Origin of the sequence: Leuconostoc citreum (genome assembly GCF_007954785.1) — a bacterium.
GTDB classification, from domain to species: Bacteria; Bacillota; Bacilli; order Lactobacillales; family Lactobacillaceae; genus Leuconostoc; species Leuconostoc citreum.
In genome coordinates, this window is sequence record NZ_CP042410.1 from 1,143,469 (window position 1) to 1,157,443 (window position 13,975).

Annotated in this window: 13 protein-coding genes and 1 tRNA gene; 1 reads left to right on the forward strand and 13 read right to left on the reverse strand. The window is 39.7% G+C overall.

The genetic code is table 11. The features are described from left to right. Nucleotides 1-134: 134 nt before the first annotated feature. The 9 genes from FGL72_RS05640 to FGL72_RS05680 all read right to left on the reverse strand — a co-directional run bounded on the left by FGL72_RS05640 (nucleotide 135) and on the right by FGL72_RS05680 (nucleotide 9,104). Complete coding sequence (locus FGL72_RS05640) at nucleotides 135-863, reverse strand: ABC transporter ATP-binding protein (RefSeq protein WP_004900410.1); 729 nt, start codon at nucleotides 861-863, stop codon at nucleotides 135-137. Continuing rightward, nucleotides 860-1,645, reverse strand: a complete 786-nt coding sequence (locus tag FGL72_RS05645) for an ABC transporter ATP-binding protein (RefSeq protein WP_085698848.1) — start codon at nucleotides 1,643-1,645, stop codon at nucleotides 860-862. The genes FGL72_RS05640 and FGL72_RS05645 overlap by 4 nt, the downstream gene beginning before the upstream one ends. Then, a complete protein-coding gene (locus FGL72_RS05650; RefSeq protein WP_004900416.1) occupies nucleotides 1,611-2,591 on the reverse strand; it encodes a branched-chain amino acid ABC transporter permease in 981 nt (326 codons plus the stop codon). The genes FGL72_RS05645 and FGL72_RS05650 overlap by 35 nt, the downstream gene beginning before the upstream one ends. A gap of 4 nt (nucleotides 2,592-2,595) precedes the next feature. Then, nucleotides 2,596-3,474 carry a branched-chain amino acid ABC transporter permease gene (locus FGL72_RS05655; protein ID WP_004900420.1) on the reverse strand — a complete coding sequence of 293 codons (879 nt, stop codon included), beginning with the start codon at nucleotides 3,472-3,474 and terminating at the stop codon, nucleotides 2,596-2,598. A gap of 11 nt (nucleotides 3,475-3,485) precedes the next feature. After that, nucleotides 3,486-4,658 (reverse strand): ABC transporter substrate-binding protein, encoded by a 1,173-nt coding sequence (locus FGL72_RS05660; protein WP_085698846.1) that lies wholly within the window; start codon nucleotides 4,656-4,658, stop codon nucleotides 3,486-3,488. A gap of 28 nt (nucleotides 4,659-4,686) precedes the next feature. After that, nucleotides 4,687-5,829, reverse strand: a complete 1,143-nt coding sequence (locus FGL72_RS05665; protein WP_004904244.1) for a PTS sugar transporter subunit IIC — start codon at nucleotides 5,827-5,829, stop codon at nucleotides 4,687-4,689. A 372-nt stretch (nucleotides 5,830-6,201) separates the two neighbouring features. Then, nucleotides 6,202-6,831, reverse strand: coding sequence for a uracil phosphoribosyltransferase (gene upp, locus FGL72_RS05670; protein WP_036058363.1), 630 nt, complete (start codon nucleotides 6,829-6,831; stop codon nucleotides 6,202-6,204). A 112-nt stretch (nucleotides 6,832-6,943) separates the two neighbouring features. Then, nucleotides 6,944-8,308 carry a branched-chain amino acid transport system II carrier protein gene (brnQ, locus tag FGL72_RS05675; RefSeq protein ID WP_099044953.1) on the reverse strand — a complete coding sequence of 455 codons (1,365 nt, stop codon included), beginning with the start codon at nucleotides 8,306-8,308 and terminating at the stop codon, nucleotides 6,944-6,946. Continuing rightward, entirely contained in the window at nucleotides 8,301-9,104 is an 804-nt protein-coding gene (locus FGL72_RS05680) for a 2-keto-4-pentenoate hydratase (protein ID WP_004908082.1), read from the reverse strand. The genes brnQ and FGL72_RS05680 overlap by 8 nt, the downstream gene beginning before the upstream one ends. Before the next feature lie 284 nt (nucleotides 9,105-9,388). On the opposite strand from FGL72_RS05680, the gene FGL72_RS05685 reads away from it, so the two are divergent. Next, a tRNA-Arg gene (locus FGL72_RS05685) sits at nucleotides 9,389-9,461 on the forward strand. 36 nt (nucleotides 9,462-9,497) lie between these two features. Here the strand turns inward: FGL72_RS05685 and FGL72_RS05690 are convergent. The 4 genes from FGL72_RS05690 to ileS form a co-directional block, all read right to left on the reverse strand. Then, nucleotides 9,498-10,112 carry an ECF transporter S component gene (locus tag FGL72_RS05690; RefSeq protein ID WP_085698842.1) on the reverse strand — a complete coding sequence of 205 codons (615 nt, stop codon included), beginning with the start codon at nucleotides 10,110-10,112 and terminating at the stop codon, nucleotides 9,498-9,500. Between the two features lie 144 nt (nucleotides 10,113-10,256). Further along, nucleotides 10,257-10,577, reverse strand: coding sequence for a PTS lactose/cellobiose transporter subunit IIA (locus tag FGL72_RS05695; RefSeq protein ID WP_004900446.1), 321 nt, complete (start codon nucleotides 10,575-10,577; stop codon nucleotides 10,257-10,259). A gap of 1 nt (nucleotide 10,578) precedes the next feature. After that, nucleotides 10,579-10,899 carry a PTS sugar transporter subunit IIB gene (locus FGL72_RS05700; protein WP_004900450.1) on the reverse strand — a complete coding sequence of 107 codons (321 nt, stop codon included), beginning with the start codon at nucleotides 10,897-10,899 and terminating at the stop codon, nucleotides 10,579-10,581. 133 nt (nucleotides 10,900-11,032) lie between these two features. Further along, a complete protein-coding gene (gene ileS / locus FGL72_RS05705; protein WP_146992845.1) occupies nucleotides 11,033-13,825 on the reverse strand; it encodes an isoleucine--tRNA ligase in 2,793 nt (930 codons plus the stop codon). Nucleotides 13,826-13,975: the final 150 nt, after the last annotated feature.

The following is a 13,975-nucleotide window of genomic DNA, read 5'->3' on the forward strand; positions in this document are numbered from 1 at the left end:
TCCAAGACCATCAACTTATCCAGGCAGGCCTTTATCTCAGCAATTATCGGCTCTCTTTTGCTACCATAATAATAAGTATCATCTCTTCTAAGTTATTTTTATGATACCAATAAAAGATTTTAATGTCAAACGTTTCATTTAATTAAAACGTCACTACCTAAATAAGCGCGTTTCACATCATCAGATACTAATAAAGCTTCTCCGGTATCCGTGGCAATAATTTTACCACTTTCTATAACATATCCCCTATCAGCAATGCGTAGTGCTTGTGCTGCATTTTGTTCAATAACTAGCACTGTGACACCACGGTTACGTATATTTTCAATAATATCAAATATTTTTTGAATATATAACGGTGCCAGGCCCATAGATGGTTCATCCAATAAAATCATCTTTGGATTAGCCATCAGGGCACGGCCAATAGCCAGCATTTGTTGCTCGCCACCTGATAATGTTGCAGCATCCTGATTTAAACGCGCTTTTAAAATGGGAAATTGTTCATACACAGTATCAAAGGCGGCATGTACTTGATGTTTATCTTTGACTGAAAATGCACCTAATTGGAGATTTTCTTGTACCGTCATTCCTGGAAAAACACGTCTACCTTCAGGCACTAACACAACACCATTTTGGACACGTTTATCAGAAGGCATACGATTGAACCCTTGATTTTCAAAAGTAATAAGGCCACTAGCTACTTTTTCGAGCCCAGCTATTGTTCGCAAAATTGTACTTTTCCCAGCACCATTTGCCCCAATCAATGTCACAATTTCACCACGATTAACTGACAAGCTGACACCTTGGACTGCTTTGATTGCACCATAATTGACACTTAAATTATTAACTGTTAGTAATTGTGTCATGGCATATCGTCCCCCAAATAAGCTTTAATCACTGCTGGATTTTGTTGAATTTCTGTTGGCGTCCCCGTTGCTAAGATTTTGCCATATTCTAGAACATACACACGCTGACTCACCGTCATGACCAAATTCATATCGTGTTCAATTAAAATAATCGTTAATTGGAATTGCTGTTGAATTTGCTTAATTAAAGCTGTTAGTGCAGCGGTTTCTTGTGGATTCATACCAGCAGCCGGTTCATCAAGAAACAATATTTTTGGATTTGTAGCTAATGCGCGAACGATTTCTAAACGACGCTGTTGCCCATAAGGTAAATTGCTTGCTAATTCATCAGCCACATGTGCCATATTAAAAATGTCAAGCAGAGCCATAGCATGTTGGCGTTTTTTCGCTTCGTGTTGATAAAAGCTTGGCGTTCTAAAAATAGCGTGAATTGTTTTGGCTGCCGTTTGATTTGTCATAGCAATTAAAACATTCTCAATCACCGTACGTGTTTTAAATAAACGAATATTTTGAAATGTGCGAGCAATGCCTAACTGAGCTCTTTTATAAGCTGACACGTGATTAACTTGAGCCAACTTTTCACCATTAAAAAGTGATACCGTGCCGTGTGTTGGTTGATAAACACCAGTTAATAAGTTAAATAGTGTCGTTTTGCCGGCACCATTTGGCCCAATTAAACCAATCAACTCATTATCATGTGCTTCAATATTGACACAATCAACCGCAGTAACCCCACCAAATTTAATACTAAGATCGTGCGTTTTTAGAATCGTTGTGGTCATGTGATCCTCCTGAATCAAATAGCAACTTTTGTAACGAAAATTCCGTGGTTCCTAATAACCCTTTTGGTCTAAAAATCATCACAATAATCAAGACTAAGGCATAAATAACCATACGTAGTGTCCCAAAATTTTGTAAAATGACATCGAGAACGCCCAATATTATTGCCGTTACCACGGTACCACTAATCGAACCAATACCACCAAGCACAACAATAATCAGAATAGTGATGCTCTGCATAAATGTATAATCTTGTGGCGATACTGATTGAATGAAGCTCGCACGTAAGCCACCTGCAATCGCTGCCAGTATTGCCCCGGCTACGAATGCCATGACTTTGTATTTTGTCGTATTAATACCTAATGACTCTGCTGCAATATCATTATCTCGTACAGCTATAATTGCTTGCCCGCTTGTACTACGCACAAAATTGACCACAATGATAATTACTATAACACTTAGGACAAATACCATCTGCCAATTGACAAAGGCAGGTATGCCAAATATACCTGCAGGGCCACGCGTGATTTTCATATTAATAATAATGATTCGAATAATTTCTGAGACCCCTAGTGTCGCAATAGCTAAATAATCGCCGCGTAGCCTTAACGTTGGTATACCGACAGCCAATGCCACAAGTCCACTAATTAAGCCGCCAACTAATAAACTCAGTATAAATCCATAAATTGATGGTAATGCTGTCGTCATTAATGCTGTCGCATAAGCACCGATAGCCATGAAGCCTGCGTGACCCAGTGAAAATTGACCCGACATGCCAATCACCAAATTAAGACCAACTGCGGCGATTAAATTGATGCCAATTAACACAATTGTTGTGATACCATACTGCCCAATAATATCGAATACAGTTAATAATTCAATTAGTACAAAGAGCATCGTGATAAGCAGTGCCCAAGTCAAAGTATATTTTAGATGTTTTCTATCCATGCGTTTAAACCTTCTCCCGCTTGTTTTTACCCAAAATACCTGTTGGCTTAAAGAGCAGAATAATAATCAAGATAGCATAGACCACCGCATCTTTATAGTCTGATAGCCCAATAGCCTGCGTCATGGTTTCTAAGATACCAATTAACCATCCTCCTAAAGCTGCGCCCGGAATTAAACCAATTCCTCCTAAAACAGCAGCAACAAAAGCCTTAATACCTGGTGTCATCCCCATTAGCGGATCAATATTGTTGTAATATAGACCAATCAACACCCCACCAGCAGCGGCCAATGCCGACCCAATAGCAAACGTAAATGAAATTGTTCGGTTAACATCGATGCCCATTAAAATGGCTGCTTCTTGATCAGCAGACACAGCACGCATGGCACGCCCCATTTTAGTTTTTTGCACAATAATTGTTAAAAGAATCATTAACGTGATAGCCGTTGAAATAATCAACAGCTGAATATTTGAAATTTGTAAACTGCCAATATGATATTGGATAGTACGAATTGCTTGTGGAAATGCTTTTTTGTCAGAGCCGTAAAAATAACTCATACCATTTTCAAGTAAAAAAGAAACGCCTAAAGCCGAAATTAAGACAGCAATTCGTGGTGAATGACGCAAAGGTCGATAGGCTACGAATTCAATTAACATACCAAGTAACGCACTAACAGCCATTGATAACACTAAAGCAATGAAAAAATTAAGGTGCAAGACTTGAATAAAGAAATAACCAAAATAAGCGCCTAACATATACACATCGCCATGTGCAAAGTTAATTAACTTAATAATGCCATAAACCATGGTATAGCCCAATGCTAGCAATGCATAGACACTACCTAAAATAATACCGTTGATCAGTTGTTGTATGATATTTGACAAGGCACTTACCTTTATTTAACCACAGTAGCTGTGGTATCTTTCCCATTTGTTACCCCAACCATTACAATTGACTTTTTAGGATTATGAAAATCATCCATGGTCATTTTCCCTGTGACACCATTGAAGTTTTTAATTTTAGCTAATCCTTCAGTGATTTTCATTTTGTCAGTAGACTTTTCATCTTCAATAGCTTGTTTAATCATATAAACAGCATCGTAAGCCAAAGCTGTAAATTGTGATGGCTCTTGATTATAGGCTTTCTTATACTCTGTTACGAATGGTGTTGCAGCATCTGTCGCTGGCGCCTGCGTTGAAAAGTGTGCAGCATAGTAAACATTACTTGTATTTTGATTACCAGCAATTTCTGCCAACTTTGGATCGCCCAAGCCATCAGGTCCAATTACTGGTACATTAATACCCATATCTCGTGCCTGCTTCAAAATAGCCCCTGCTTCTGTATAATAGCCGTTAATCACAATGGCATCGAATTTTTTGTTCTTAATCTTAGTCAACATTGCTTGAAAGTCTTTGTCACCAGCTTGATATGAATCCGTCTCAACAATATTGCCCTTATAAGCTTTCTTAAAAGCATTAGTAATACCTGTACCATAATCTGAAGAGTTATCTTGGAAGATCACGACATCTTTAGCCTTCACTGTGTCCGTTGTGAATTGCGCCATTTTAGTGCCTAAATATGAATTTTTAAACTGTGCGCGGAAAACATATGGTTGTACCTTACCATCCTTTTGAACCGTAATATTATCAGCACCCGCGGTTGGTGACATCATGGGTGTTTTACCCTTTGTCGCTGCTGGTACAGCTGCCTGAACTGCAGACGTTGTCACGGGTCCAACAATGGCATTTACCTTGTTATTACTAATCAAGTTTGTTGTCACTGATGCTGATTCGGTATTATCGGACTTACTATCTTTGTTAACCATTTGCATCTTATAAGTTTTACCGTTAACCTTAACGCCACCAGCAGCATTAATACGTTTAACAGCAAAGTCTGCACCTTTTTGTTCAGCCTGCCCATAAGCCCCCGCGGCACCTGATGTGTCAAATACGCCACCAATCTTAATGGTAGTACTGGATTTATCAGCTGATTTTTTAGCGATGCCAATCCCTATTCCCCCCCCAACAACGACAACAAACGCAACAATAATCGCAATAATTTTTTTCATGATATGTCTCCCAAGATTTTTTGTTATATTAAATCATTTCCAAATGTAACTGGTTTGGCTTTGCCCAACCCATCTTACGCATCACACGGTAACCGATGAAAGATACAATCACCGGCACGACAACCCCAACAATCATGTAAGCAGCAAAAGCAACGGGATTTGATCCTGCCAATGCCAAGGGGACAATGAATGAATTAAAGCCAATACCAGCCATAGCAAATGGGGCCGTCACATGAAATGCCATTGTTGCAATGGGCGCCGCAATTGCTGCACCAATCATTGGTGGCACAATCAGTGCTGGGTTCTCTGTTAAATTTGGAAATTGAATTTTCGGTGTAACAATACCTTGTGCAATTGTGGCACCAATTTTATTTTCATGGAAAGACATGGCTGGAAAACCAACAAACACAGCAGTAGTACCGATTAAAATTGCACCGGCAGCTTCTGGCGAGGTTACCCCAGTCGCGCCAATGGCAACTGCCAATGCAGCAGCTGAAGCAGGCGTCATTGTCAAAGCACCAAAGACCATGGCTACTACAGCCGTACCAATAATTGGGTTGATGGCTACACTCGAAGCAATGAAGTGACCAATAGCTACCAAGGCAGGTGTGGTTACCATTGCCAAGTAATAACCACTAACTGTACCCACAATTGTTGTTGCCGCTGGGACAATCACCATATCTAATGGCGTCTTACCACTTAACCATTTACCGAACAGAACAGCAATAACGGCTGCAATAACGGCAGATATCGGTTGTCCAGTCGTGATAATAGTTGAACCAACAGCTTGTGTACCAGCAAATCCTGTGGCTGTTACACCTTGAACAGCTGTTTTACTAAAGAATATAGCATTTGCACCAACTGTTGACGCTGCCATCGCACTAAACATGACCATTGTATTAGTTTTCATTTGTGATGCAACTGCGGCTCCAAAAGCTGCTGGCAACATCACTTTAGTGATTGCCCCCATTTGTACCATTGGTGCCCAATGAATAAAACCAGCGATTGTTTGTAACAACAAGCCCATACCCAATGTTACTAAAATGGCGTTTGAAACTGCCGCTGAGGTGTTATAAACCAAATCTCGAACTGATTCCTTTGCTTCACCTACTTTTTCTTGAATTTTTTCCGTGTCAATTTGACGTTCATTTGCTACCGCGTTTTGTGCCATAATGTTTTCTCCCTTTACTTACACTTCAAATGAGCAGTGCAATCATTGGAGACAAAGAAAACGCCCCAACGATTGCTCGTTAGGACGTTTTCACGTATTTTTCCTAACCAGCTACTAACCTTGCGAAAAGTCTAGTAGCTGATCTTGCTCAAATAACAACCTACTAGACTCAGATGAGAAGGAGGTTGAGGAGAAGTGCGTTATTAACTTGCTTATTGAATGTGTTAGTCATGTGCTGTCTCCCTTGTTGAGCAATTACTTGCTGTTTCTTTATGAGTATTACTATACATAGGTTAATTTAAAATGTCAACACTTTTATTTAAAATCAGAATATTCTCATAAAAAAAGATAACACAAGCTGTGTTATCTTTTTTACATCGTACCGAACAGACGATCACCGGCATCCCCCAAACCTGGGACAATATAACCATTCTCATTTAACTTTTCATCAAGCGAACCTGTATAGATATCAACATCGGGATGCGCTTCTTGAACAGCTTTAACACCTTCCGGAGCAGAAACTAGTGTAATCAATTTGATATGCTTTGCACCGCGCTTCTTCAATGCCGAAATGGCATCCTTTGCTGAACCACCTGTTGCCAACATTGGATCCACGAGCAAAACATCACGTTGATCAATATCTTCAGGCAGCTTAATAAAATATTCAACCGGTTCTAATGTTTCTTCATCACGGTACATACCAATATGGCCTATTTTTGCCGCAGGAATCAACTGAACAATGCCATCAACCATGCCTAAACCAGCCCGTAAAATTGGCACAACAGCCAACTTTTTTCCAGCTAACTGCTTCTTAGTCGTTGTTGCCACTGGCGTTTCTACGACAACATCTTCTAATTGCAAGTCGCGACTCGCTTCATAAGTCATCAACATTGCAATTTCATCAACTAATGCACGAAAATCCTTGGTACCAACATTTTTGTTTCGAATCATTGTCAGTTTATGTTGGATGAGGGGATGATCCATTTCGACAAATTTTCCCATGATTATTATTTCAAGCTGTGTATTATTGACAAACAGCTCTTCCTTCCAAGTTAGTTACTGTGTCTATTATAACAAAAATTAACTTATTCTGGAAACCAGTACAGATGCTAAATTAGTCTCCTTCAATGATTTGATTTTGCCTTTGCGCGACACGACTAGCGCCGAGTAATACTTCGCCCATCACTGCGCCCAGTAAGGCTGGTACAACCCAACCAAAACCAAGTGATGATAGTGGTACGACTTGATGATATGCGCCTATAAGTTGTTGTGCGGTGTGACTCGACATGAAGGGAGAAGCAGCTAAAGCATCTAAAAAAGCTGGCATAGCCACGAAGCCAACAACACTTCGGTAAACTAGTGGTGACTTATCGAAAAATTTGCCCGTCAAAGACAATAAAATCAATACTAATGCAAAAGGATAAAGAAGCATTAACACTGGTACAGACCAAGCCACAATGTTAGTTAATCCTGCATTCGCTGTGACAAATGATCCCAAAGCAATAATACGTAAAAACCATAGATAACTCACCTTTGGAAAAGCCAAATGTAAATCTTGTGCAAAAGACACAAATAATCCCATTGCGGTCGTAAAGACAGCTAGAGTCACAACTACACCTGTTAGTGCTGTGCCAAAATTACCTGCATAATGCGCGATAATTTGAGCAAAAGCATCCCCACCATTTGCCGCAACTTTAAATTGGCCCAAACTGGATACGCCCAATAGAACAAGTGCTGTGTATAAGATAGCTTCTGCAACAATGCTTAACAAGCCTGCTTTTGCTAAAACAGATGATACTTGATGGTCTCGAAAGCCTAATCCTCTGACAGCGTAAACAACAGAAACAGCCACAGCTAACAAGGCAATGCCATCCATCGTGTTGTATCCGTCTAATAGACCCTGAAAGGTGGCATGACTTTGATAGGCTGAACTAACAGCTTGTGATGTGTTACCCATTGGCATAAATAGAGCCATTAATAAGACGATGAGCAAAAGTATCATAAACACCGGATTCAAGTACTTGCCAACCCACTTCATCAAGCCTGTTTCTTTGACAGTTAAAAAATAAGCTAATCCGAAGAATAATGCTGAGAAAATTAACATACCCAAACTTTGATACTTGGGCGCAATAAACGGTGCGATTCCCATTGAAAAAGCAGTTGCAGCCGTACGCGGAGTTCCAAAGAATGGCCCAATTGTTAAATGAATAGCTACTAGAAATGCCAGACCAAACCAATGGCCTACGGGCGTTGCAACATCATAAACACTACGACTACGTGTGACACTCACGGCCAGCATGGCTAAAAATGGGACAACTGTGCCAGTTACTAAAAAGCCAATTGTCGCTAATACCCAATGACCACCCGATAGTTGACCAAGTTGTACTGGAAAAATTAAATTACCAGCACCAAAAAACATGCCAAAGATAAGTGAGGCGACTAGCACCAATTCACGCCAAGTTAATTTTTTGTCATGCATTAGCGCTCACCTCCGTGACGACATTTAACACAACATCACTAAAGCCGCCGGTAAATGTCGCGCGCCACTCGCCTATTCTCAGTGTTGGCGGTAGTAAAAATGTACCAGTAGTAGCACGCGTGCCCGCTTTAAATAATTTACCTTGTGATGCCAGTTTTGTAACTAACCATTGTAATGATTCTAAAGGGTTCCCTAATACTTCTGAACCGAATCCTGAAGCTACTTTGTCGCCATTATGGTAAAGCGTTGCTTCAACGGTTGCTAAGTCATCAACCGTCATTTGTTTCCCATCACGTGGCCTAGCGGAAACAACAGCACCACCGACTGCTGAATCACTTAACACTAAAAATTTGTCTAACTTAGGAAACCAGTTTTTGAACCGCGCATCTGGTACTTCCAGAGTCGGCGCAACAGTTGTGTTAGCTAAAAGGTCTGTTAATGACATTTCTGGGGTTAAATCAGCTTTAGCTGTAAATTGTAATTCAACTTCAACCAGTGGTTCATTATATTTTGTTAAATCGAGTGTATAAGGCGAGGTAACGAAACGACTGGCAACCTGTGCGCCATAAAGTGGCGCATCTGTATGAAACATGGCTTGTGTTTCTGGTGAAGTTAATGATACTTTATATCCTGCCGTGGCTTCGCTTTTTTTTGCCATAACAGCGTCTTGCACATCATAGGCTGTTTTAAAATCATTCACCACACCGATGTAAGTGTCACGATGCAATGGTTTGTTATGCACCCAGGCCTCGTATAACTTCTGTGCTAGTTGTTGCTGCTCTAATGATAATCCCATATTCTCACTCTTCCTTTAGAAAATAAAAAAGGCATACTGCTTAAGTTAAGCAGCATGCCTTTTGCATGAAAATCAGCTGCCTATCATATCTGATAGGCTCAACAAATTGTCAGCACCTATCACGAAATAATGATAATGCTGATAATAATTTGTACATTTGTCTTAGCTGAATTGACCATGTTATTTTCCCTTTTTTATTTGATGTTTTTATTAAAACATAATGAACAAAATGTGTCAAGTCTCATTTTATTTTTCAACTGACTTACGGTATAATAAAATAGCTTGCACTAATAGTTTAACAGGATAAAACGGGGACCTCCTAAGTCTTTGCTCCCAGTTCGAGTCTGGGTTAGTGCATTAGAAAAGCGACTAGACACGCTCTAGTCGCTTTTTTTACCCCTTAATTCCTGCCCTCTCAGCAATAGGCAACAATATATTTCCAATGAGCATGACTAATATAAAGCCAACAATCATTTCGAAAATGGCATTAAATGATACAATGCCGATTAACCAGCTCAAAATATTATGATTGGGAATGCCTGTAAAGTTCGTATGCATCACAGTAAAACCAATTGTGGTTAAGATAACAACCCCGACCGTGTTAACGAGCGCAGCTAAAACGCCTAGTATGCCTAAACCAATTGTCCGAGTCACTATTGGCCTTTGGCGTAAAAAATAATTAAACAACCAACCAATGACTAAACCAACTAAAATACGCGGAATAAATGCCGTCGCCGGATTTTGAAACATTAACGAGCCAATCGTGCCAGGATGTGTTAATGCATTAATAAATGATAAACCGCCCCAAAAGAAACCCACGACTGCGCCATACTTAGGACCAAGGATTATACCTGACAGTGCTACAGTGAACTGTATAATGGTAGCACTTGCGCCAATAATAAAAGCACCCAATGGCATGATTCCTAGCCATGGTATGAGCATCTGTAATAGAACAATAGCAACAAACAAAGTTGTCACAATGTAGTAAGCTGTTTTTTTATTTGTCATGTGATTAATCCATCTTAAATTTTAATACTTCTATTGTATCGTAGCGTGGCTAGATAACACAACATTTAACGTATAAATTAGCTTGAGAACGAAAAAAATGGCGCTTACCAGAAATAAAGTGGTAATAAGCCATTTTTATTTTGCCTATTTATCAGTTATCTTTTGATAAATAGCAATCATTTCAACTGCCAAATCACGGAACGTAATCCCATTCATAACGTGATCTTGCGCGTGAACCATATATAAATCTACTTTTGCATGCTCGCCTTGCGCCTCTTTGGTCAACATATCAGTTTGCGTATCATGAGCTGCTTTAATCGACTGATCTGCTTGGGCAATGGCAGCTTTTGCACCATCAAAGTCACCTACTTTTGCTAGTTGAATTGCTTGAAAAGCTTGTGATTTGGCGTTACCACCATGCATAATTAAGCCCATGATGACTTGCATGCGTTCGTCTTCTACCATACTATACTCCCATCAAAGTTTCTGCTGCTTTAAGTACATTATCACCTTTCATCATGCCGTAATCCATCATATTAATCACATCAAGCGGTATACCAGCCTTATCAGTTTGCCCTTTAACTTCCTCTTTCATATATGCCACTTGTGGACCAAGTAAAACGACATCTGGATGTTTTTCATTTAGTTTTGCATCAACATCAGCCGTTGATGTTGCAAAAATTTCATAATCTTTTCCTTGGGATTCGGCAGCTTTTTGCATATTGGCTACTAATAATGAAGTCGACATACCTGCCGCGCAAGCTAACATAATCGTTTTTGTTGCCATAATACTTGTTCTCCTTAGGTCATACTATCAATTTGCTACACCTTCATTATACTGTTTTCCAAAGACTATGTAAACGCTTTCATTTAAATAAAAAAACAACGCAATAATACCATGTTATTGCGTTGTGTCGAAATTATTCAAACCCTTCAGTCAAAGCTTGGGGATAAAATTCACGAATAATTTCTGCTTCATGTTTTGATAATTCTGGGAAGGCTGGATCGGCGCCTAAATCTTCATGGAACATTCTATCACGTGGTGAAACACCACCCGTTGCATGCTGTACTGAAATTAAAAAGCCATCATAATCTTTTATTGCCGACGCGTTAGAAGCATCTTCGATATGCAGTTGCGATACCATTAATAACAAACGGACATCAGCATGGAGATTAGCTAATAATTGTTGTTGCTCTGGTGTCAAGTACAATGTCAATGCGGCCTCGGCATTTTTACCGATTAACTCAGCAGCACGCGCCTCTTCTAATGCTTTATTCACGGAATCACGCAATGACATAAAGTCAGCCCAATGTGACAATAATGCACGTGTATCACCAAAATCTTGCACTTCAGGCATATCTGACAAATAGGCAAATTCAGTTTTCTCGTTTGGTAAATACTCCCAAACTTCTTCAGCTGTATGTGGCAAAATTGGTAAGAGTAACTTAGTCAAGGCTAGTAATGTATCATAAAAGACTGTTTGCATTGAACGACGTGCGTGGCCAGTTGGTGCTTCAACATAAACAACATCTTTCGCGATATCCAAGTAAAATGCTGACAAATCAACATTGACAAAGTTAATGACGCGCTTAAAAATATCATTAAATTGATAGTTATCATATGATGCTCGGACATCTTTAACAAAGTCATTTAAAACAACTGAGAAATATTGATCATGCCCCGCCCTATCTTCAAAAGCAATCGCATCGGTTGCATAGTTAAAGTCAGAAGTATTGGCCATTAAGAAGCGCAACGTATTACGAATTTTACGATAACTTTCTGATACTTGTTTCAAAATATCATTTGATACTGGCATATCTTGCGATGTATCAACAGAAATTGTCCAAAGACGCAAAATTTCAATCCCCATTTGATCAGCAACAGCTAATGGCGAGATAGTATTGCCAAGTGACTTAGACATCTTATTGCCCTTACCATCTAATGTAAAGCCTTGTGATAACACATTCTTATATGGTGCATGTCCAGTAGCCGCCACAGAAGTAATCAAAGATGAGTTAAACCAACCACGATATTGATCTGAGCCTTCTAAGTAGAGATCCGCTGGATAATCAAGTTGATCACGCGTGTTCATGACACCCGCCCAAGATGAACCAGAGTCAAACCAAACATCCATAATATCTTCTTCTTTTGTGAATAGCCCATTTGGTGAATGTTCATTCGTATAACCTTCAGGCAATAAATCTTTAGCCTCGTGTTCAAACCAATAGTTTGAACCGTGTTTTTCAAATAAATCTGCCACATGGTTAATTATAGATTGATCTAAAATAGGCGTTTGATCTTCGGCATAAAAAATTGGCAATGGCACGCCCCACACGCGTTGACGAGAAATAACCCAGTCACCGCGATCACGTATCATATTGTATAAACGCTTCTTACCCCACTCAGGATAAAAGTTCACATTGTCTAATTCATTCAAAATATTTTGACGGAATTTTTCAACTGATGCAAACCATTGCGGCACTGCACGCCAGATAATTGGCTTTTTGGTACGCCAATCGAATGGGTAAGAATGCGTAATTTTTTCTTTGGCTAAAAATAGATTAGCGGCCGTTAATTTATTGATTACTAAACCGACAACATCGTCATAAAACTTGCCTTCAAAATCAGCGCCAGCACTTTTCGTCATGTAACCTTTTTCGTCAACTGTCACAGCGACTTCGAGACCATAGGTTTTACCAACATTAAAATCGTCTTCACCAAAACCAGGTGCTGTATGGACCAAACCAGTACCAGAATCTAGCGTCACATGGTCGGCATTCATAACAAGTTCTTCAGCCGCTTCATCCCAAGGATGATAAGCTGTGATGCGGTCTAATTCCTGTCCCTTATATGTTGCCAGTGTTTCATAATTTGTCCAACCAAACTTAGGCGCAATAGCTTCTAAACGACCAACTGCCACAACAAATTTGCGCGTCTCACCTTCTGGTCGAATAACCGCATACGACATGTCAGGACCTAATGTAATCCCTCGTGATGCTGTTACTGTAAATGGCGTGGTTGTCCAAACAACAAAATACGTGTCATTGTCCAAAATACCTTTACCATCTTTGACTCTGTTAGCATAGTACAAAGATGTTGAATCAATATCGTGATATTCAATTTCAGCTTCAGCTAAAGCTGATTCAGATGACCATGACCAGTAAACTGGCTTTGAGCCTTTAAAAATATAGCCTTTACCTGCCATTTCGCCAAAAACACGAACTTGTGCGGCTTCAAATTCAGGTTGTAACGTGATATATGGGTGCTGCCAGTCTGCCATAATACCCAACCGTTTAAAGTCATTACGCTGCTTATCGACTTGAGCCAAAGCAAAGTCTTTAGCTAAATTACGCCAAGCAGCCTTAGGCATTGATTTACGATCATGCCCTGCCTTAGTTAGCTGTTGCTCAATAGGCAAACCATGCGTATCCCACCCAGGAACATAAGGTGCATAAAAACCAGCCATATTTTTGTAGCGCACAATAATATCTTTGGAGATTTTATTCAAGGCATGACCGAGATGAATATTTCCATTGGCATATGGTGGTCCATCATGCAAATTAAAATGTGGCTTTTTCTCGTTTTGAGATAATCTTTGCTGATACAAATCGGCATCGTACCATTTTTGTTGACGCAATGGTTCTGTTTTAGGCAATGACCCACGCATGGGAAATCCTGTTTTTCCTAGATTTAATGTATCTTTATATTTCATACTGTTTCTCCTCTAATATCGCAGTAATAATCATTATGTATCAAAAAAATAAAAAAGCGTCCCTGTGTCAATCGACACAGGGACGCTTACGCGTGGTACCACCCATACATTCGGCTATACTCATAAAATAACCCTCAAATCAGTTTTAAC